This is a genomic window from Lactococcus allomyrinae (assembly GCF_003627095.1).
GTDB classification, from domain to species: Bacteria; Bacillota; Bacilli; order Lactobacillales; family Streptococcaceae; genus Lactococcus; species Lactococcus allomyrinae.
Map to the genome: position 1 here is coordinate 931,428 of NZ_CP032627.1, position 20,796 is coordinate 952,223.

26 protein-coding genes and 1 pseudogene are annotated in these 20,796 nt (G+C 33.5%); 8 read left to right on the forward strand and 19 right to left on the reverse strand.

What is annotated here, in order from left to right:
* Positions 1 to 50 precede the first annotated feature (50 nt).
* The 6 genes from D7I46_RS04425 to D7I46_RS04450 all read right to left on the reverse strand — a co-directional run bounded on the left by D7I46_RS04425 (position 51) and on the right by D7I46_RS04450 (position 2,861).
* Positions 51 to 722: a WxL domain-containing protein gene (locus tag D7I46_RS04425; RefSeq protein WP_120771789.1), complete on the reverse strand. Its 672-nt coding sequence runs from the start codon at positions 720 to 722 to the stop codon at positions 51 to 53.
* Between the two features lie 60 nt (positions 723 to 782).
* On the reverse strand, positions 783 to 1,073 hold the full coding sequence (locus D7I46_RS04430; protein ID WP_120771790.1) for an LPXTG cell wall anchor domain-containing protein: 291 nt from the start codon (positions 1,071 to 1,073) through the stop codon (positions 783 to 785).
* A gap of 96 nt (positions 1,074 to 1,169) precedes the next feature.
* Positions 1,170 to 1,757 carry a DUF3324 domain-containing protein gene (locus D7I46_RS04435; RefSeq protein WP_120771791.1) on the reverse strand — a complete coding sequence of 196 codons (588 nt, stop codon included), beginning with the start codon at positions 1,755 to 1,757 and terminating at the stop codon, positions 1,170 to 1,172.
* A gap of 2 nt (positions 1,758 to 1,759) precedes the next feature.
* Complete coding sequence (locus D7I46_RS04440) at positions 1,760 to 2,308, reverse strand: DUF916 domain-containing protein (protein ID WP_120771792.1); 549 nt, start codon at positions 2,306 to 2,308, stop codon at positions 1,760 to 1,762.
* Between the two features lie 65 nt (positions 2,309 to 2,373).
* On the reverse strand, positions 2,374 to 2,610 hold the full coding sequence (locus D7I46_RS04445; RefSeq protein ID WP_120771793.1) for a hypothetical protein: 237 nt from the start codon (positions 2,608 to 2,610) through the stop codon (positions 2,374 to 2,376).
* Positions 2,607 to 2,861 carry a hypothetical protein gene (locus tag D7I46_RS04450; protein ID WP_120771794.1) on the reverse strand — a complete coding sequence of 85 codons (255 nt, stop codon included), beginning with the start codon at positions 2,859 to 2,861 and terminating at the stop codon, positions 2,607 to 2,609. The genes D7I46_RS04445 and D7I46_RS04450 overlap by 4 nt, the downstream gene beginning before the upstream one ends.
* Positions 2,862 to 4,527: 1,666 nt before the next feature.
* On the opposite strand from D7I46_RS04450, the gene fitA reads away from it, so the two are divergent.
* From fitA to D7I46_RS04470, 4 genes are read left to right on the forward strand one after another with little or no spacing between them, the layout of a single operon-like run.
* A complete protein-coding gene (gene fitA, locus D7I46_RS04455; protein WP_120771795.1) occupies positions 4,528 to 5,475 on the forward strand; it encodes an iron chelate ABC transporter permease FitA in 948 nt (315 codons plus the stop codon).
* Positions 5,472 to 6,440, forward strand: coding sequence for an iron chelate uptake ABC transporter family permease subunit FitB (gene fitB, locus D7I46_RS04460; RefSeq protein WP_120771796.1), 969 nt, complete (start codon positions 5,472 to 5,474; stop codon positions 6,438 to 6,440). The genes fitA and fitB overlap by 4 nt, the downstream gene beginning before the upstream one ends.
* Positions 6,437 to 7,195, forward strand: coding sequence for an iron chelate ABC transporter ATP-binding protein FitD (fitC, locus tag D7I46_RS04465; RefSeq protein ID WP_120771797.1), 759 nt, complete (start codon positions 6,437 to 6,439; stop codon positions 7,193 to 7,195). The genes fitB and fitC overlap by 4 nt, the downstream gene beginning before the upstream one ends.
* Positions 7,196 to 7,243: 48 nt before the next feature.
* On the forward strand, positions 7,244 to 8,194 hold the full coding sequence (locus D7I46_RS04470; protein ID WP_120771798.1) for a siderophore ABC transporter substrate-binding protein: 951 nt from the start codon (positions 7,244 to 7,246) through the stop codon (positions 8,192 to 8,194).
* Between the two features lie 348 nt (positions 8,195 to 8,542).
* Here D7I46_RS04470 and D7I46_RS13250 read toward each other — a convergent pair whose 3' ends face one another.
* From D7I46_RS13250 to D7I46_RS04495, 5 genes and pseudogenes are all read right to left on the reverse strand, one after another.
* Positions 8,543 to 8,740, reverse strand: coding sequence for a hypothetical protein (locus D7I46_RS13250; protein WP_162930830.1), 198 nt, complete (start codon positions 8,738 to 8,740; stop codon positions 8,543 to 8,545).
* A gap of 90 nt (positions 8,741 to 8,830) precedes the next feature.
* Positions 8,831 to 9,010 (reverse strand): annotated as a pseudogene (locus tag D7I46_RS04475) (recombinase RecA); the annotation flags it as partial.
* Positions 9,011 to 9,193: 183 nt separating this feature from the next.
* Positions 9,194 to 9,400, reverse strand: coding sequence for a hypothetical protein (locus D7I46_RS04480; RefSeq protein WP_120771799.1), 207 nt, complete (start codon positions 9,398 to 9,400; stop codon positions 9,194 to 9,196).
* A gap of 117 nt (positions 9,401 to 9,517) precedes the next feature.
* Entirely contained in the window at positions 9,518 to 10,051 is a 534-nt protein-coding gene (locus D7I46_RS04485) for an InlB B-repeat-containing protein (protein WP_162930831.1), read from the reverse strand.
* Between the two features lie 1,064 nt (positions 10,052 to 11,115).
* Positions 11,116 to 11,385, reverse strand: a complete 270-nt coding sequence (locus D7I46_RS04495; protein ID WP_162930832.1) for a hypothetical protein — start codon at positions 11,383 to 11,385, stop codon at positions 11,116 to 11,118.
* 335 nt (positions 11,386 to 11,720) lie between these two features.
* On the opposite strand from D7I46_RS04495, the gene D7I46_RS04500 reads away from it, so the two are divergent.
* The 3 genes from D7I46_RS04500 (at position 11,721) to D7I46_RS04510 (ending at position 14,085) form a co-directional block, all read left to right on the forward strand.
* Complete coding sequence (locus D7I46_RS04500) at positions 11,721 to 12,536, forward strand: Rgg/GadR/MutR family transcriptional regulator (RefSeq protein WP_120771802.1); 816 nt, start codon at positions 11,721 to 11,723, stop codon at positions 12,534 to 12,536.
* A 496-nt stretch (positions 12,537 to 13,032) separates the two neighbouring features.
* Positions 13,033 to 13,641: a YitT family protein gene (locus D7I46_RS04505; RefSeq protein WP_120771803.1), complete on the forward strand. Its 609-nt coding sequence runs from the start codon at positions 13,033 to 13,035 to the stop codon at positions 13,639 to 13,641.
* A 24-nt stretch (positions 13,642 to 13,665) separates the two neighbouring features.
* Positions 13,666 to 14,085, forward strand: a complete 420-nt coding sequence (locus D7I46_RS04510; RefSeq protein WP_120771804.1) for a hypothetical protein — start codon at positions 13,666 to 13,668, stop codon at positions 14,083 to 14,085.
* 5 nt (positions 14,086 to 14,090) lie between these two features.
* Here D7I46_RS04510 and D7I46_RS04515 read toward each other — a convergent pair whose 3' ends face one another.
* The 8 genes from D7I46_RS04515 to D7I46_RS04550 all read right to left on the reverse strand — a co-directional run bounded on the left by D7I46_RS04515 (position 14,091) and on the right by D7I46_RS04550 (position 20,133).
* A complete protein-coding gene (locus tag D7I46_RS04515) occupies positions 14,091 to 14,606 on the reverse strand; it encodes a D-lyxose/D-mannose family sugar isomerase (protein WP_120771805.1) in 516 nt (171 codons plus the stop codon).
* Between the two features lie 13 nt (positions 14,607 to 14,619).
* The gene (locus tag D7I46_RS04520) at positions 14,620 to 15,723 is read right to left on the reverse strand and encodes a PTS fructose transporter subunit IIC (RefSeq protein WP_120771806.1); all 1,104 of its coding nucleotides are present in this window, start codon (positions 15,721 to 15,723) and stop codon (positions 14,620 to 14,622) included.
* A 2-nt stretch (positions 15,724 to 15,725) separates the two neighbouring features.
* Complete coding sequence (locus D7I46_RS04525) at positions 15,726 to 16,040, reverse strand: PTS fructose transporter subunit IIB (protein WP_120771807.1); 315 nt, start codon at positions 16,038 to 16,040, stop codon at positions 15,726 to 15,728.
* Between the two features lie 96 nt (positions 16,041 to 16,136).
* Complete coding sequence (locus D7I46_RS04530) at positions 16,137 to 17,012, reverse strand: ketose-bisphosphate aldolase (protein WP_120771808.1); 876 nt, start codon at positions 17,010 to 17,012, stop codon at positions 16,137 to 16,139.
* Between the two features lie 54 nt (positions 17,013 to 17,066).
* Positions 17,067 to 17,531 carry a PTS sugar transporter subunit IIA gene (locus D7I46_RS04535; protein ID WP_120771809.1) on the reverse strand — a complete coding sequence of 155 codons (465 nt, stop codon included), beginning with the start codon at positions 17,529 to 17,531 and terminating at the stop codon, positions 17,067 to 17,069.
* Positions 17,518 to 19,011: a BglG family transcription antiterminator gene (locus tag D7I46_RS04540; protein WP_120771810.1), complete on the reverse strand. Its 1,494-nt coding sequence runs from the start codon at positions 19,009 to 19,011 to the stop codon at positions 17,518 to 17,520. The genes D7I46_RS04535 and D7I46_RS04540 overlap by 14 nt, the downstream gene beginning before the upstream one ends.
* Positions 19,012 to 19,330: 319 nt before the next feature.
* Positions 19,331 to 19,756 carry a universal stress protein gene (locus tag D7I46_RS04545; protein ID WP_120771811.1) on the reverse strand — a complete coding sequence of 142 codons (426 nt, stop codon included), beginning with the start codon at positions 19,754 to 19,756 and terminating at the stop codon, positions 19,331 to 19,333.
* Between the two features lie 179 nt (positions 19,757 to 19,935).
* Positions 19,936 to 20,133 carry a hypothetical protein gene (locus tag D7I46_RS04550; protein WP_120771812.1) on the reverse strand — a complete coding sequence of 66 codons (198 nt, stop codon included), beginning with the start codon at positions 20,131 to 20,133 and terminating at the stop codon, positions 19,936 to 19,938.
* 110 nt (positions 20,134 to 20,243) lie between these two features.
* Here D7I46_RS04550 and D7I46_RS04555 point away from each other — a divergent pair, with 110 nt between their 5' ends.
* Positions 20,244 to 20,783 carry a GNAT family N-acetyltransferase gene (locus D7I46_RS04555; protein WP_120771813.1) on the forward strand — a complete coding sequence of 180 codons (540 nt, stop codon included), beginning with the start codon at positions 20,244 to 20,246 and terminating at the stop codon, positions 20,781 to 20,783.
* The last annotated feature ends 13 nt before the right edge of the window (positions 20,784 to 20,796 follow it).

Sequence of the window (20,796 nt, forward strand, 5' to 3'; positions counted from 1 at the left end):
AGTAGTACTTCCTTCTTTAGATTTAAAAGGAAGTACTGTACTCTTATAAATTAAATAGCGTTTGTCATTGTCCATGTCACTGTTGCTGAATGAGCACCTGCTGTTTGTGAAGCTACTGGAACATAAAGCGATACTCCGCTAAATGCATCTACATAATGACCATCAAGGGCGCCCGTACTTGTGATAATTGTTTCAGGAGTGCCATCTTCTCCGAGTGTGGTATCTCCAGATGCTGTAACGCCTGTAGTACCTGTCACACCAGCACCTGATGTATTCATTAATTCACCTCCACCATAAGTAACGGTTGCACCATCCATACCAAAAGGTGTAGTGACTGCTGCTGTAATTTCATAATTAACTGCTGGTGAAGTACCATCAAGGTCATGCCAAGCAAGAATTGGAGTACCTGCATCTCCAGTTGTTCCTGCTGTCACTCCTCCTGTAAATGTAGTCGTTGCACCATCTAATGTGTGACTTCCAAAATCAATTGCTGAAGCAAAGTCTACAGCTAAGGCACCTGGTTGTGAAGGGATAACTGTAGGTGGTTCTGATGGGTCTGTTGGATTTTCTACGTCGGGAACTTCAGTAGGAGCTGTAAAGGTCACCGTATTGTCTGAAGAAGCTGTATTAATTGTATCTGCCAAAACACTAAGTGGTGAAGCTGAAGCTGCTAATACGAGAGTTGTAAGGGCTGTTGAAGATAAAGTAATAATTTTTTTCATGATATTTCTTCCTTTCTTAGTTGAAGAATATTTTATAGGGGTGTTTATTGAGAAGTAAATTTAGATTACGTCTTTCTTCTTTTGCAAAAGAAGAAAAGCTGCTATAATCATGGTAACCATACCTAGAGGAAGTAAGCTAGACTGCTTTTCTCCAGTCTTAGGAAGGCTTCCTTTAGAAATTGTAACTTGCACAGGATTACCATCTGGGGGAATTCCTGGTGCTGGTGATTGAGGAAGATTGGGATTGGCGATAAAGAACACCGACACCTGTTCTTCCACAGTACTAGCATCTGCTCTTACTGGCGGTGCTACCACAAATAAGAGAAAAGCTATAACAATAATCTTTTTCATTTTGCTCCTTTCTACTGAGTTTTATGCTTGATACCAAATATTTGATGTCAAGCATAAAACTCAGTAAAATTTTAATATTATTTTGAAAAAGTTTTCTCAGTCCTCTCTTTCTTCAGCCTCTTTTGGTCTACGCTTAAGTAAAAGGATAAAAATGAAAATTGCCAAAGCCAAGATAATAAGAACTAAGCCATAGACAAGCCAATTACTATCTTGCGCATGCTCTATAGTGACATCTTTAGCATTCAACTCCTTGGCTTCTGTTTCTGTAATCGTAAAAACTTTTGAAAATGTCCACTTATAGTCATATTTTGTGACTTGTCCATCTACCATTGTTTGATATTTACCATCAGTACTTTTATTACCATAAACCACCATTTCAAGTTGATACCTTCCAGATTTTAATGGTACAGAAGTCTCTCCTTTTTTCAAGGCTCCTTGAATTGAAACTGGAATCCCTAGATTAAAATTTGAATTCGGCGCCATTTTTAACGTAGCACTATCAAAACTGTATTTTATTGATTTGTCACCAAGGTGAATAACTTCTGCATTTGCATTCATGTCCAACAAATATGCCATTGCTGAATTTGTTAAGTTGGCACTAATCACATTACGGCCGTTAACTTGTGATGGTTCTACTTTATCCAAAGTCAAATTAGGAGAAACACTCTCTTTCGAGTTCTGCATAATTAAACCAATGACATAGGTGTAATGATTCGTGATAGAAGCAGCAGATTTCGAAGTCTTTGAATTTTCAGTCGCTGAATCACTCTCTTGTTCACTGAAGTTGAACCCCCTGCAATCACTCCTTTGAATGTCGTCTTAGGCATTGTCACTTCCGCTGAAACGGTCACTTTACTATGGGCAGGCACAGCCACTTCCGCTGGTAGATGAACATAATCTTTAATGTTAATTTTTAATGAAGGATCCATTTCTGTTTCGGTCGGTGTATAAAGAACATTTCCCGCATTACCAGTAAAAGCTGTCCCAAAACTTGTACTTACTTTTATTTCTGAGTCACTGCTATTGGAGATATCAAATTTAAGTGTTTGATTTTGATTGGGTTTCAGCAAAAGATTAAAATATCCAAGCCCTGATTCAATTTGATTTTCTTCAAGTACAGGTGTAACTGAAAAACCAACACTTTCTTCTGCCTGAGCACTTTTACTCTTCCCACCTATAATAAGCAAAAAAACAGATAAGCTGATAATTAGATATTTTACATACTTTTGTTTCATGACTGTTATTCTTCTTTCTTTTCCATTTTTTTAATCTTTTACTAAGAGAATTGAAACGCTTTTTTTCATCTCACTCCTAAATTATCTTTTTTCACTACAATAGATTGTTCTTTTAAATACATATACCCATGACAATCTAACAGGCGGAGTAAGTCCTCTTCATTCATTAAATTCTCAGTAAGGGGTAAAAATTGAGACAGCTCACGTAGAAATGTTTCCGAAATCTCCTTCCTAAAATAAAGAATATCTGAAACAATTGCAGAATCCATATCCAAACTTTGGGAGAGATTGATAATTGTCATCCCCTCTCCCTTATCAGCCCCCTAATAAAGTAGAGCAGTGCTCGTGTCTGTGTTTTATTCAAATTCACTTTAATTTGTTCATCTTCTCCTGTTTTATCTTCTGATATCATATCTATTCCTAAAACATTTAATATATTTTGTATTGTGTCCTCTTCTATATCTACTCTTGTCGAAAGCTGATCGGAGAGTTTTACTGCTGTTATCCCTAATTCTGTAGATAATTTGATGTGCGAAATTTTTAATTCTTTCATTCTCTTCTTAACAAGTTTTAATATTTTTTTATGGTTAGAAATTATTTTTCCTCTCCTTTCTCTTCATATCTCCGAAAAATATGAGTTTTTCGCATAGATGTATCAATAACATAATGTTTCTTAATAATTAAATATCGTATTCACGAGAAACTTTTATACAATATTCTGTAAAATTAAAAAAGGTGTTTTTCTTGACATATTTTAGAAAAAAAGTTATCATTTATATGTTTGATAATAAGATAAAAATTACAAAAACATTAGTTAATGTATTGTGAATATATGCTAACTTTCCGAAAAACTCATATTTTTCGGAAAATCGAAATTATATAAACCTTGCCAATACTGGATATAGATGCTTTAAGTTAGATATTTTTTAAAATAAATCACATTAAAAATAAATTATAACAATGAGAAGGTCTAACCATATTTTTGGCACAACTATGATAATTTAATGAGATTTCGAACACCTAAAAGTTACTGTAATTTATATATTTCTCTTTAAAAGTAGTAAAAAGTGCTATTGAAATAATGACATATATATTTGAAGCTATACCATTTTTACTCAGTATTTAGGAACAATTGAATCAACTCAGATATAAATTTTACTATCTAAATAATTAGCACACACATACTATATTAAAAATCAATGGAAATATGCATTTGGATATTAGCTCGTAAAAATTATTACAATGAGAATCACTCAAATCAAAATTCAGAAAGAAAAGGATAGATTGTATTTGAGTGTTGTGTGTATTTCATCTCTTTAACTTGAAACCTAACATTCTGAGATTTTATTTCAAATTTTGTAAATCTCTTCCATTTTAAATATACCTAACAACAAAAATTTATAGGATATTTCCAACTTTAGATTTCACTAATCTCTTTATTTCTGCACTGCATTTCGTACAACAGTTTCCTCTTTCTTTTTCTTTAGATCTGCATAAAGTAAACCATTCACAGAAATAATATAACTAATGCCATAATCTCCAAGAGATCTATCTCGTGTTTCAAGTTCCTTTCTTTGACGATAATTGAAAACCAAACAATGTATCAACTGTTTGGTTTCTTTTTTATACAATTTTTTCGATAGAGTTGATCATATTTTAACTCAAAAACTTTTATCAACCACTTAGAAATAGAATATTATAATCGGTTAAGGATATCCATAATTTCTCTACTGCCGATATGGGCATATACTGCAATGGTAGATAAATCTGTATGACCTAATTGTTGACTGACTATGGCTTTCTTTATAGAGCATTGAAGCAAGAGAGTGTCTTATATTCCCCTTAAAATCTCCTTTATACATACAACAAAGTATCGTACAAAATTTCAGTCCTCCTTACTATGTAAAGTTTTTTTGGTATTTCATTGCAAAAGCTTTCACATCAATTTTTGACCCGGTTGTGTTGTTTTCTTCGATAAATCGTTGTATTCTTTTTTATGCTTTGCTATAATAGATAATGTAAAAAACATTTTACATTATTATCAAAATTGTCAGATTGGAGGAACTATGAAAACACTTGATATCACCCATGCGGGACAAATTGACTATATAGATAAAATATTAGGTGCTAATCAATCAAAAGTGTACGAGATGGGATTTTTTTCATAAAATATAAATAAGAATGAAAATCCTTCTCAATTAGAACTGCAGAGTGAGTATATGAAAAAAATAGGCCTATTTGTCCTCTTGCTTCTTTTGAGTGTTTTATCAATTTTTGTAGGTGTTAAAGAACTTTCTTTGGCACAGTTATTTCAATGGGATGCCCAGCAAAAGTTGGTATTAGTGACAACAAGGATTCCTAGAACAATTAGTTTATTGATTGCAGGAAGTACGCTAAGTATTTCTGGTTTGATTATGCAACATTTAACCCAAAATAAGTTTGTTTCTCCTAGTACAGCTGGTACGATGGACAGTGCAAGGTTAGGTATTTTAGTGGTTATGATCTTTTTTCCTAGTGCACCGTTGTTATTTCGGTCATTCATTGCTTTTGTATTCGCTTTAGGTGGGACGTTATTTTTTATCTATTTAACCAGATTCTTACCAGCGAAAAATCAAGTAATGATCCCGTTAGTTGGGGTTATGTTCGGGAATATTATTGGGTCAATCGCAACTTTTTTTGCATATCAATTTCAATTAGTGCAAAATATGTCTTCTTGGCTACAAGGTAATTTTTCAACCGTCATGAAAGGAGGCTATGAATTATTATTTTTAACCGTTCCATTGCTAATTATGGTGTACTTGTATGCCTATCAATTTACGGTGGCAGGAATGGGAGAAGATATGGCGACCAATTTAGGCTTGAATTACCAACGAATCCAATTACTTGGCTTGTTGATTGTGGCTTTGTCTAGTGCGGTAATCTTAATTATGGTGGGGAGTATTCCTTTCTTAGGCGTTATTGTTCCCAACTTAGTTTCATTGCGTTATGGCGATCACGTGAAAAATATCCTAGCTCTGACGGCTATTGGTGGCAGCATTTTTTTATTGATTTGCGATATTTTGGCACGAGTAGTGATTGCGCCTTATGAAATTCCTGTGAGTGTCGTAGTAGGCGCTTTAGGAAGCCTCATTTTCATTACATTATTGATGAGGAGGCGATGGACATGAAAAAACAAGAACAGCGTTCTTCGGTTAAGGTGATGGTATTGTTATTGGCCGTTTTAGGGATTTGTTTCTTATATTTATCCTACAATACTTATGGCAATTGGACTTTTGCGTTAGAGCTACGAGGGGAAAAAGTGCTTGCCTTTATTTTTGTAGGAATTGCTGGGGCTTTTTCAACAATTAGTTTTCAGACAATGACTCAAAATCATTTTTTAACCCCAAATATTTTAGGTTTGGATTCATTGTATGTGTTAGTGCAAACTTTGCTCTTTTTCTTTTTAGGTGGACACCAAATGTTAGATGAAACTTCATTAACCACATTTCTAATGAATGTCCTGTTGATGGTGGGCCTCAGTGTCACATTGTCGTATTTTCTGTTGAAAAAAAGTGGTAATGATTTATTCCTTTTGTTGATGGTTGGTATGATTTTAGGAACCTTTTTCAATAGTATCAGTACCTTTTTGCAAGTGGTAATGGATCCCAATGAATATGATTTACTACAAGGGAGACTCTTTGCAAGCTTTGGGAATGTGGATAGTCAACATTTGTTGATTGCAGGGATTTTGATTGCGAGCTTAGTGCTTTTCCTATGGATAAAAAGTTATTCGTTGGATGTGTTACATTTGGGGAATAATCAGGCTAAAAATTTAGGAATAAATGTGCCAAGATTTCAATTAGTTTTACTGTTTGTTATCAGTGGTTTGGTGGGATTATCTACCGCCTTAGTCGGTCCGGTAACCTTCTTAGGATTTATTGTCGCCAATGTCAGTTACCAATGGATGAATACCTATCGCCACCGTGAATTATTTATTGCAGGGAGTCTATTGGCAATTTTCTTATTAGTTTTTGCCCAATTTTTGATTGAGCAAGTCTTCAAATTAAACACGACGTTAAGTATTGTGATTGAGTTTGTCGGTGGCTTGTATTTCATCCGTAAAATTGTAAGTGAAAGGAAACAGCGTAGATGATTGAAATAAAAAATGTTTCAAAAAAATATGGTGAAAAAATTGTTGTCTCTGAAGTACAATTGCCTATTACAGAAAAGAAACTAACAGCTTTTATTGGCCCTAACGGTGCTGGGAAAAGTACGCTTTTATCTATGATGAGTCGCCTGATACCCAAAGATACTGGGGAAATCTATCTTGACCATAATGAAGTGAAAACATGGAAACAAAATGATTTATCCAAAAAGTTATCGATTTTAAAACAGGCAAATGAGATTAACTTAAAATTGACAGTCAGAGAATTGGTTAATTTTGGGCGCTTTCCTTATTCAAAAGGTCACCTAAAAAAAGAAGACCATGAAAAAGTGGACGAAGCAATGGAAAGTCTTGGTTTAATGATGCTTGCCAACGAGTTAATTGATACATTATCTGGTGGTCAATTGCAACGAGTTTATATTGCGATGGTCTTAGCCCAAGATACGGATTACATTCTGTTGGACGAGCCATTAAATAACTTAGATATGAATTATGCCGTTCAAATGATGCAGACGTTACGGCGGCTAGTTGATGAATTTGATAAGACTGTTATTATTGTTTTACATGACATTAATTTTGCTGCAAGCTACGCAGATGAAATCGTCGCTATGAAAGAAGGGCGTCTTTATACACACGGAACTACAGATGAAGTTATCCAATCAGAACTTTTAAATAAGTTATATGATATGAATATCCGAATTTGTGAAATTGAAGGTAAACGTTTTTGTATGTATTTTACGTGATTTAGAGAAAAGTAGTTTAAATAAAATAACAGGTTTAATGGAGGAGTAATGAAAAAGAAATTAATTGCATTAGTAGCAATATCAATCGTGGGATTTTTCGGATTAAGTGCGTGTAACAACGGAACCAAGTCAGCAACAGATGGTGAAACTAGCATTGAAAGTAAGATTAAAGTAACTGATTCAAATGGAAAAGTAGAAATTCCTAAAAATCCTAAAAAAGTCATTGTTTTTGACAATGGTTCATTAGATACAATTGATGCTATAGGCGCTGGTGATGCCGTTGTTGGAGCGCCCACTAAAAATTTACCAACTTACTTAGACACGTATAAAAAAGTTGAATCTGCAGGAGGCATTAAAGAACCGGATTTAGAAAAAATTAATCAATTAAAACCTGATTTAATCATCATTTCTGGTCGTCAACAAGATTTCCAAGAAAAGTTAAACAAAATCGCTCCAACGATTTACTTGTCAGTTGATACTAAAAATACTTGGAACTCAACCAAACAAAATATTAAAACATTAGGTCAAATTTTTGATAAAGAAAAGATTGCTGACGAAAAAATTGCTGATCTAGAAAAAGAAATTGCCGCTATTAAAGAACAAGCTTCTTCTAGTGATAAAAAATCCTTAGTTGTTTTGGTTAATGAAGGTCAACTTTCTGCTTATGGTCAAGGTTCACGTTTCGGAATTGTTCACGATACTTTTGGTTTCAAACAAGCCGATGAAAACATTGAAGTATCAACTCATGGACAAAGTGTTTCGTATGAGTATGTCCTAGAAAAAAATCCAGATATCTTATTTGTTGTTGACCGTACAAAAGCAATTGGTGGTGATGCTTCAAAAGATAACGTTGCTGACAACGAATTGATTAAACAAACCAATGCTGGCCGTAGCAATAAAGTCATTTCACTACAACCAGATGTTTGGTATTTAAGCGGTGGTGGACTTGAATCTACTCATTTAATGATTAAAGATGTTCAAAAAGCATTAACGAAATAAAGAACCAGAGTTAAAATAGAAAAACAAGTGCCAATCGTCCGAGCACTTATTTTTCTATTTTAACTCATCTTCTTGCCACTATCTCCCCTAGATGTATACTGTAAAAATGGACAACAAAATTGTATGTTATAATCTGTCTAACAAGGCACAAAAACTAAAAATCACTTTTTACTTGACTTGTAATATAGTTTGTCTTATTTATTAGTTCACTATTAGATAAATACCTTTGCGGTCAATCATTAAGATGATAAAAGGCACATCATTTGATATGCCTTTGGTATTTCCTTTATAAAGGATAGTGTGAAAATTCTATCTTTATATCATTTACTCGTTTCTACATCTCTTCATTTAACGTTTCCACCAAGCTTGTCCAATAACGTTTCCACCAAGCTTGTCCAAAACTTCTTTTACATCTTTTTGAAGAACTGTTGCATCAGGATACTTCCAATAGCTCAAATCACCAGCTTCTGAGTAAAAAACATAGTCAGAATATAACATTTCTGAAGCGAGAGTATAAAATCTCCAATCAGAGTTATTATCAGACAAGTTTATAACCAAAATTCCTAAATAGAAGAATAAATGACAAAATTTTGTTCTGATTCAACTACAAAATGCGATCTAGTCTTTCCGCCCTTAAGGGTAACCACCAGCACTCAAAGCAATATCAAGGGCAAGAGATCCTGAGCTGATGACAGATACTTTTCGATTGGCTACTTTACCAAGTCGCATCAAAGAACCTTTTCAAAAATCTTTTTCAATCAATGCTAGTGCATCCGCAAGTGCTTTATCATGTTCTTTCCCAAATTTTTTGGTAATGTCATCAAAGTTTGTTTTTTCTTAATTGCCAAATTGTTTCTCCCTAGTCTAATATCTGAGAAATTATCTTTTTAAGCTTCTTATATCAGATTTTACTTAAAATAAATACTGATGACGCTCTGATATTTTATTGACGAGCTGATTTCTAATCGTTCTATTTCATCAATAGCGGCTTGCGAATGTTCAGACTTTTGTCAATGAGCAGCTTTGCACTTTGGTTAGTTCCATGATTTTATCGTTAATGATTGGGAGCTTTTCAGATTCAACAAGGGCACTCATCGTCTTACTTTCCGTGTTGTTAAACTGAGTGCTTAAGGAATTTTCAGTAGGTAAGAGTTCTAAAAGGTCTTTTTTATCTTTTAAGTTCCATTGTTGTCTCGTAAAGTTCATTGTTGTCAAGAATATTTACTTTATAATTTGTTTGTATACAAAAAAGAGGACTAAGCCTCTTTTTTGAGTTGATTAGTTATTTTAACTGCTCATTACAAACTACAGTCACAACTTTTTTTAATTTTTTATTTTACGGTGAAATAAAAGCCAAGTAGCACCCAATAGTGAGAATAAACCAACCATGTATAAAAAGACCGATGAACTTTCTCCAGTCGTGGGTAATTCCCCCCCCTTTTCTGAGTTTACATTCGTATTTGCTTTATTATTTTTTGACAAATCGGTTAGCGTTACATTTGCTGTGAGCCTACTATTACTCATGTTTTTATTAGAAGAGACCATAGTTGAGGTACTAGCATCGCCTGTATTAGACGAGACCGTAGTTGAAGCACTAGCATTGCCAGTAGTGGTTGTTGAAGATGTTGGAATCCATTTTGCATAAAGTGTGTAGTCAGACATGATTGATAAAGTGAAATCAAATTGATATATCAAACTTTTATCAGTATACCATCCATCAAAAGTATATCCTGATTTTTTAGGTGTCTTAGGTTCTGTTGAGGTTCCGAATAGATCAACAGTCTGTGAAGGAATAAAATCACCACTATTACTATCAAAATTTATTGTAAATGTGACCGCAGGTTGTGTTACTGTCACTGTTCTTGTCAGTGTTACTATGTTTTGGAGGTGCGTAACCATAATAATCGACAGTAGGGTCATTTCCTAGGTAGAAGCTATATTCAATTGTGTAAGTTCCTGAAGCCTTAGGTGTCCAAACAGTATTCGAACTATTGTCACCATAACTATCATATCCAACGTAGAATACTGCATTAGTACTTCCATATCTTCGGGAGTTCTGAAATCAAAAGTTACTTCTTTGTCATTTTCTTTTTCTGTTAGTTGTAAAGTGGTATCTTGAGTTAGAACTAAAAACTAATCCAAACATTAAAAAGGCATAAAGTGTCAGAAGGACATAGAACCAACCGACATAAGCTCTACTAATTTTTCCATTGACTACTCTCCGCGCTTTAATCTCCTTCCACAAATTCGATGGATTGGAGCTACTATCTTTAATATCATATTTGTTTTGAGTTTCAATTTTTTCTTTTTAAGTTTTATGAAATATTTTTATTAATTGAATTGATTTACCACCTGTATAATAAAAAAACAATTTTCTGATATAAGACACTATTACCCTGTAGCAGAGCAAGATAGGATGTAAATATTGCAATTTCTAAGGAAATATCAGAATGATTCGGCTATCAGATAGTATTAAATTCGGAAAGTCAATACTTACAAACTTTAAAAGTATACCTAACGAAAAAGCCAAAGAAAGAATAATGTTTTTTTAGAAGAACAGAAAAATTTTTGCTACGTTCCTCTTTATTTAATGCTTTTCTAAAAACGTCTAAGACAATTCCGAGAATTGCAGTAGCAAATACTACAGATATTGAACTCATACTCAAATTATTCTTCTATTCCTAATTTTTGTGATGCCTCCTCTTCTATCGGTTGTTCTGTTTCATCAATCATATAAAGAGGAATATTCAACAAATTTTCATACAAAGAAAGGTTCCTCAAGGAATATCGAATCACAGCTTGCTCTTATATTTTTCCGCAAAGAGTTGTAAGCTTTTTCCTCTTACATTCACGCCTACTTTGACTTCAATTGGATAAATTATATTCTGATATTGAATTAAATAATCAACTTCACCCTTGAATTATAGGATGGTTGATAAATTTATAATAAAAATGGTTATACATAGTTTTTTTGCCAATCTGCCACAAAACTCAATAAATAGGGTCTTTTTTTGTACAATAATTAAAGGCTCAACACCTGCGCTTGTTGTCAAAAATCCTACGTCAAGCAAGTAGATTTTGAAAATCGCCAAGTCATCAAATATCGAAATCGGCATTCCATTTCCAGCATTCCAATTTACTTTTTGAGCCAATCCCGCATTAATAATCCACTGCAGGTTCGTTTCAACCATTGGATTGTACTCATCTATTTCTTTCCTTTCATACTCACTATTAAACTTCTTTTCAGTTTTTATCGCTTCACCCTGTAGAATCAATTTTCCGCTTTTTCTCGCAAAGTAATAAAGTGAGACAAAATAATAAATTATAATTTTATTCAGTACCCCATTTTATCATTTTTTTACCTTTATTTCTTGTCCTTAAAAAACCTTATTTTTCCAAAATAAAAAATTGTCTCTTAAATTTTTTACCCCTATGTATAAATAATCCCTTGACAAGTATTTAAAACAATTTTAAAATAAAGAGCGTATTTTTTAATATGGATTATAGGGCAGTGAAAGGAATTTAAATGATTTATAAAAAATATGGTGAGATTTTTAGAGCATTAAGACAACAAAAAAAGCTCTCTGTTTCGCATTTTGAAAGCATTGGTATCTCAAAAGCGACCTTAGCAAAATTTGAACGTGGAGAATCAATGATGGGATTTGACCGTGTCGTTCTAGCATTACAAGAGTTGAGCATCTCTCTTGAAGAATATGAACAAATTTTAAATAATTATACAAATAGTGACCAAGATGAATTAATTGAACGTGTCATCGTCGCAGACCTCTATAGTGACAAAAATGAATTATTAAAACTTATAAATGAACTTGAACAATCCGGACATTCTTTCCTCACTCTTGCTGCCAAAAGCACCTTGTTTTCCTTGAATGACATAGAAAGTGAACAAATTATTGATTATTTATTTTCAATCAGTATCTGGGGCTACATGGAGTTAAGTATTTTTTATCTCTTTCTACCAAATCTCAGCGCTCGAGAAACACAATTATTAATCAATTCTTTTTTAATCGAAAAACATCCTCTACTTTCTTCTTCCAAACATAGAAATAAGTTGCTTCAGATTGCTTATAAATCTGTCATTCTTTTTTCATCACGTGGATACATAGACTCTGCAAAGTATGTTATAAATTGTATTGATAATTATCATCTAGAACATGATATGTTCAATCAAAATTTGAGAAATTTGTCCGTAGGGTACTGGAATTTTTGTTTTAAAAACACCTCCGAAGGAAAACTACAAATACAAAAAGCAATTGATATTTTCAATAGTCTCAATCTCTCCGAAGTCTCAAAATATTATCAAAATATGCTTGATAGATTATAAATATCTAATCCCTCTTTCTTATTTCTAATTAAAAATCTCCCCTTTTTTAACAAAGAGGAGATTTTATATTCTATGTTTTTATATGCCAAAAATGAATTCACAGATAAAAATTATGATAAACGAAATAGAAACAATAAAAATAAAAATCATCATTAATAACGCAACAATAATTTCCATTTTCGATACATTTTTCAAATTTGTACCTCCTTATATTATTCTATGTTAACTTTATCATAAGCAATTACGATTTTTCGCCCCTTCTTTTATACGATAAATCTATCACTTTCTTCTCTTTTCATATCGCTCTATAAAATCTTATCTATTTTATGACACGTTCTGATTTTGACCAATATATTTAGTGTATAGTAATTTATAATGATTATTCAAAAATACCAGATTATACGTTTTCCACTACTTTTCACAAGTGTTTTTGAGATTCTATAAATACCAATACCAAAGAAAGGACTTGCAAACTCAAAATTGCAAGTACATACTCATGAAAAACAATATCAAAGAATATATACTAATCATGATTGGGTCTCTATCAATTGCTTTTTCTGTAAATTGTTTAGCAATTCCAAATCTTCTAGGTGAAGGGGGAGTACCTGGACTAATCGCTATGGGTACTTATTTATTTGACATCCCCTCCTATCTTACCAACTTTTTTCTTAACGGTTTACTTATAATATTTAGCTATCGTTACTTTAATAAAACTCTAATTTTTCGGACAGTTTTTGTTCTAATCCTTTCCACTATCTTTTTGCATCTTACAGCACATCTCCCTCTCAGGCTGCCCTATCCTATTCTTGCCGCTGTTTTAGCTGGTACTTTCATGGGAGGAGGGATTGGTCTCATTTATTTAGGGAAAGCAACGTCTGCAAGTGGTAGTCTAATTGCTAAAATATTGGAAAAAAAATTCAATATCCGAAAAAGTCTGGGCCTGCTTATATCTGACCTTTTTGTAATTCTTCCCTCTAGTATTTTTTTAGGAATTGAGCGTTCACTTCTCACCCTCCTCTCTGTTTATGTGTCCTCTAAAGTATTGGCTATAATTATCGAAACAGATTTATCCAAATACTTCAAAATTTCCAAGAATTTTTTATAAAATATCGTTCTACTAGGAATAATTATGTTAATCATTGATATCTACACAATACCAAATACTCTCAAAAATAAAAAAAGCCTTGCAAAACTTGTGGCTCGTATCGTTAAAAATGTAAAAAAAGATAAAACTCACGGAAATGTCCTATGTCTCATCCATGAAACCGATGCTCTTTCTAACGACAACGGAGAAGACAATTATATCCACACCCATATTATCCATGGCTCTGGGAGATTAATCGCTCTCAACAGTCAAAAATATTTGAAGAACTCACATATTTACTTCCAAGATTTTCTGAGCAAACCAATAGAATATCTATCTCTTTTAGCGAAACAACACCCACTTATTTTAGTAGTTTTTGGTAAAGCTATTGACTTGCACTATCCACAATACGCAAGATTCAAATTACTAAAAAACGAGCTAGGATTAATGCCTAGCTCTACATAAACTCATTAACGTTTGATATTAGGATTAGTGAAAATATCCGATGAATCATCACTAGGCGATGAAAACTCTGAAATAATCGCTCCCTCTTCTGATGCTTGAAACCAATGCAAAGTATCAGGAATAATTGTATATTGTTCTCCTGCTTCAAGTACAATTTCATGTCGAATAGTATACCACTCTTTGCTCTTTTCTGGAATTTTAGCTGAGATTTCCTGCACATTTTCCTCACCTTCCACATAAAGATAGACTTTACCATAACGAACTCGAAAAGTTTCTTCTTTTCCTTCAATTTCTAACTTTATTCCTCGTCGTGGATGGCGATGTTCTGGACAAGTTTGTCTAGGAAGTAAAACCATTTCTTTTGCACAATAGCGATCATTATTCACATAAACAATGAGATTAAGTCCCTCTTCTTCAATGTTTTTCAATCCAAAATCAGCATACTCTATATTATCTAGTTCTTGCCCTGTAAAAGCAATACCTGAATTTTTGAATATTGCTCTAATTTTTCCTTGATACATTAATTTACACTCCTTAAGAAATTTTAAGATCTCCAAACTCAATATCTTCCTCTTCTTTTTCCTCAAACTCAGCCATTTCATTTGGATTAACAGGTTTCATTATGAGTACAAAGACAATAGCTTGTGCTAGTGAACCGATGATAAGAGCGATAACGAAGAGAAATCCACGATTACCTGTCATAGTTGGCACAGCAAACATCCCTGATGCCGGAATATGACTATCACACCCCCAAAACATTGACAATGCCCCAAATATACCACCGCCAATACCTGTTGCAATCATATTTTTTAACCAATTTTTGAAGATAATTGGAAAACACCCCTCGGTAATCTGACAAAATCCCATAGGAATAGCAGATTTTAATGTTTCAATATCCTGTTTATCAAAGACATTTTTCTTAAATATTTTCTGAAGGATTAAGGCAAGCCCGTAGCCAAATGGTGTAATCATGGATGCGCCAATCAAAACGGTAAGCGGTGCATAAATATTTTCTGAAAACATAGCAAACACCACTGCAAATACTGTTTTATTAATAGGTCCGCCATAGTCAATAGAAGCAAGGACGCCAATAATCAAACCATAAATCAAAAGTTGTGAAGAATCAAGATGATTTAAATAATTTGTCAGCAAACTGACTAGATAGTTGATTGGCGTACCAAGTACATAATACATCACCATTCCACCTAGAAAAGATGATACAAATGGCACAATTAAAGTTGGCATTAGACCTTCCATCCATTTTGGGACTTTGACATTAGCATAGAAAAGTAATGTAATAATCCCAACAACAAATCCTGATGCAATGCCGCCGATAAACCCAGTATTGATCCCATGAGCAACGAATCCAACAATCAATCCTGGTGCAATACCTGGTTTATCTGCAATAGAGTAAGCAATCGCAGTAGAAACCACTATAGGAAGATAACCTAATCCATAACCTCCCATTGTTGTCATAGTATCCGCAAAACTAAATCCTTTTGAAAAATCAGCAATTGATGCTCCTCCCATAATATTACCAATAGCGAGCAAGAAGCCTGCTGCACAAATGATTGGTAAAAAGAATGAGATTGCCGTCATTAAATGTCTTTTAAAACCTAAATCTTTTAAAACACCCATTATTATACTCCTTGATGTACTTCTTCGAGTTTTTCAACTAGTTTGTTTGGCGACTTGACAACCAGACTAGTTGGTACTTCGACAACTTTTTTACCTTCAAAGCGCTTGCGACCATTAATTTTTATATCTGCCGCAATAATAACAATATCAGCCTCAGCGATTTCTTCTGGTGTCAGCTTATCTTGTTGTCCAGCAAGTCCTTGTGTTTCGATATGGATGGTATGTCCATGTTCAATCCCTGCTTGTGTCAACTTCTCCTTAGCAATATAGGTATGAGCGATACCTGCTGTGCATGCTGCAATTCCAACAATTTTCATACGTCACCTCACATTTTTTTGTAACCGTTATCTTTTTCATTTTTTAAATTTCTCTTTGGATTTAACCAAAGAGAAATTTAGTTTATCAGTACCAAATTACTGAAAATAATACTTAGCCGTATTACTAGCGCCAAAAAGTTGATTCTTTTGATGAACTACTTTTTCTGTTTCTTTCATAGGCGCTGGGAAGAGTACATTTGGTTCTCGTTTTTCGGTGTTACCATCATTTAACTCTTCTCTTAATCGTTCTGCAAAAACAATTTTAATATCTGATGAGATATTAACCTTATTGATTCCATGTGTAACTGCTGCTTTAATCTCGGAATCTAAGTTATTGGACGCTCCATGCAATACTAGCGGAATACCTGTCTCTTTAACAATTTCTTCCAAAACATTAATCGCCAATTTGGGCTGAAGCCCTTTTGGATAAAGACCGTGAGAAGTTCCAATACCTACAGCAAGTGAGTCACACCCTGTCCGCTCAACAAATTCTTTAGCTTGTGCTGGATCAGTATAAATTCCTTGTTGATTACCTCCTTCAACATTATTACCAGTATTGCCAATTGTTCCAAGTTCAGCTTCAACTGATACCCCAACAGCATGCGCTGCTTCAACAACTTTTTTAGTAATTTCAATATTCTCTTCGAATGGAGCTAAAGATTTATCAATCATAACCGACGTCATTCCTAGTTGGATTGCATGAATGACTTGTTCATAACTTGCACCATGGTCCAAATGAATTGCGATTGGTAACTTAGTCTTATTTGCTGCATCAATACATGAAGCAACAAAGTTATCTTCCAAGAAGCTCAATTCATCTGGGTGAATTGCTATGATGAATGGTGCTTGGTCTTCTTCACATGCTTTCAAAGTGGCGTTTAAGAGTTGTCCTGAGCCACAGTTATAAGCTGGAATTGCAAAGTTCTTTTCTTTTGCGACTGAAAGTAGCTCTTTACCTGTTACTAAAACCATTGTGGTTCTCCTTTATAGAATATAATTTTTTATGACAAAATTTGTCTTGCAGATTTAATTAGCAGTCGTCATCAGTTGATACAGCTCATCAACACTTGTGACTTTTTTGAGTTTATCAAGAAAATCACTATGTGCTAGTAATACAGCAATTTGCTGCAATAGTAGTATATGAGTTGTATTAGCATCCGTATCTTTGACAGCAAACATAATGACGACTTTGACAGGCTGTTCATCTAAAGTTTCCCACTCAATTTCTTCATCTAATACAGCAACTGCAATTGTGGTATTCTTGACGGCAATTGATTTTCCGTGTGGAATAGCAATACCTTGTCCTATCCCCGTCACTCCCTCTTTCTCTCTCAAATAAACATCATCAATAAATTCTTGAGCATCAAAGAGGTATCCTTTGGTCGCAAGCAAGTGACCTAGTTCATTAATTACCTCATCTTTAGTTTTGGATTTTGATGGTACAACTATCAAATTCTTATGAACGACTTTACCTAAATCAATGTCTGTCATTCGTTCTCTCACTTTCTTCTAAAATATAATTTATTTTCTGAACGTCTTTTTCTGTTAAAAGTGGACTAATCGTCAGAATTGGAACTTTGCCAATTTTTGTAACGGATACATCAAGTGTTGATAAAATCAAGTCAATATTTTCTTCAATAAATCCTTGACTTTTTCGTGCTTGACGATTGCTCATCGCTGCAATAACATTTAAGTTAGGAATTTTCTTTTGGAGCCTTGCTTTTAATAGCTCACTGGTACCAATACCTGTGGCACAAACTAATAACACTCGTTTGTCAGTTGTCACTTCTAAATGATATTTCTCAAAATAAAGGGATAAATATCCAGTTTCTGCCTCATCTATCTTAGTTTCGAAGGCAAGTTCATGGTTAATTCCATCAATGATTTTTGACAATTTTTCAAAAGTTTTCGTGTACTTTAACTTCACTTCGTCTAGCAAATTGTTTTCAATCTTAATTCCTAATCGCAAACGAGAAAGCATAGGTAACACATGTTGATATAAATCTTCATATAATCTACGACTCTGTGGCAATAGAGTAACATTAGCTATTTCAAATACATTGATTATCAGTGTTTTGGTAACTTCTTCTGCCAAACATTCATCTATTGCTTGACTTTCTTGTCTACTTAAATTAATCGCATATAAGGTTTGAAACATTAATAACTGCTCTGTCTCTTTTAACTCAACATTGAGATAGTTTGAAAAGTTTTTCGTGATAATACTTGCGAGCCTTGCTAAAGACTTATTTTTCATCATAAGTTGCTTCTCTAATTCATTTATCTCATTTATGGTTGTTTGAATACTCCCTTTTCTAACACGCTTAACAAGAACAGAGAGATGAAGTCTGACGGTCCAATCATAAGGATAGCTTAGATATTGTTGCGTTTTCTCTTCTATTAATTCTACTTGTCTATCAATAAATTGATTATCTGCTGAAAAGAGATTAAGACCAATTTGTTTGAGACTGTTATTTTTGTTAATCGTCATAATTAAATCGTTAATCGCTCGTCTAATTTGAATTTCATCTCCTTCAATCCAAACATAATACTGATTTGTCTTGAAAATAAGATGAAAATCTTTAAATGCTTGTTTAATTTTATTTAGGCGCGTGTTCTTTGCACTATTTGATAGATAATCTATTTTCAAAACATCGTATTGCCTTTTATTAGGATGACTGAATAAAATTGTCAGCATAATGTCATACAAGGTTTTGTCATCTTGTTCATCTACTGATAGTTCAGCATAAACATCCTTATCTTTGAAGTAAGCTGATAGCCGAAATCCTTTTCCTGCCTGTGATAGAATTAGTGGTTCAGCATAATGTCCTGTATACCGTTCATTGATTTTTTTTATCATCCGTCGAATCGTTTTATCCGATACGAGTAACTGTTTTGCTAAACTGGCAGCTTCAACGTAATACTCAAAATTTAGTAGGCTCATCACCTGTCGTTCATTCGCATTTAAATCCACAACTCCATCCTTTCTTTTTTTATCACGTTTCTATCTTTTTCTTCATAAGTCTATTTTATCTGTTTTCTATAGATTTACTCACTTTCCTGTGTCCACATATATGGACAATTTATAAAATAAAAATTTGTACGAAAAAGACCTCCATTTGTTTCTGGAAGTCTTACTTTAAGAGTTTGCTACTAACGATGATCATCGTGGATAAATCTTTTCCATATTTTGAACGCGCATGGATTTATCCTTTGATGCGTGAGATGCTGGATAGTAAAACACTTGATTTTTTGTATACCCAATGATTTATCTCGACTCATGGCAGGCTAACTTATTTTACAACCATGACATTACAAGGGGCATGACTTACTACATATGTTGTTGTAGAGCCCACGAGCATACGATTGATTAGACCTTTGCTATTGGATCCGATAACGATTAAATCAATATTATTTTCCTTTGCAAATTTGACAATCTCTTTTTTGGGATTACCCATGAAGCTGTGAAGTTCAAACTTTACTTCTTCATTGATACTGTTTGAGATATCTTCTGTAATTGTTCTTGATTTTTCTTCTAAATCTTCTAAACTAATTGTTAGGGCAAGTGGTGTCCCGCTAAGCATAGTTTCATCTTTAATATGCAGGACAAACAGCGACGATTTATTTCTTTTTGTAATCGCTACTGCTTCATGAACCGCTTGTTTTGCTTGGTCTGAATCATCTACTGCAACTAAAATTCTTTTATATTCGTCTCTCATTGTAAGCGCCTCCTTTACTCTATTTTATTATAAAATGTAGAAAAAGTCTATTTTTTAGAATATAAATTACACTAAACAAAAACAGGCAGTTATGAAAAGAACCAAGTAAAATAGACATTGTAAAAAAGCAGTGTAAAATCTATTTTAGGAGGTTCTTTTCATTATACCTTGCTTATTTTTTATTCTCTGTTTCTTCTTTTTCGCCGTAAATATTTGATGATTACCCCCGTCAGACCACAAGTTAGTGCTCCCACTGCTCCAATGGCACCTGTAACTTCTAAAATGGGCTGATAAAAATATCGTCCTAAGATAAAAATAATGACACTTGCTATGATAATAAATATCCAAGTTTTACTCATCGCAACCCTATCGTTCATAAATTATTTCCTTCTGAGCTTTTATTATAAATTATAGCACAAAGCTATTCTTTAACGTATAGCTGAAAAAATGATATAATAAGCAAACTAACTATTGAGAGGACTCGCAAATGTCTCATTTAGAAATTAGAAGATTAACCGAACATGATGAACAAGCTTTTTTAAATTATGTTGAAGCTTGCAAAAATGATTTTACAACATTTGGTCATTTTGCAAGACATCGTTATGCCAACTTTAAAACAGGGAATTATAAACAATTGCTTAGAGAGCTGGAGCAAGTTGAAACTTCTCCGAAAAACTGGAACCAGTCACGACAAATCAGTTATTTTGCTTTTAAAGCTGGAAAAATAGTTGGAAGTATTCGTTGTCGATTTGACTTGGAAAAAGATGACTTACTTTTGTATGGTGGACATATTGGTTACGATGTTCCTGAATTTGCTAGAGGACAACATATTGCTGAAGAAATGTGTCAATTCGCCTTTGAGCACTATCTTTCCGTTAATATCACCTCTATTTTAGTTACGATTGATGAAAATAATTTTGCAAGTCGGCATATTATTGAGAAGTTAGGAGGTCAGTTAAATAACTGGGTTTATGATTCAGAAGACCAAGCCATTCTAGCACGATATTGGATTAATCTTTTAAAATAAAAAGCACCTTTTC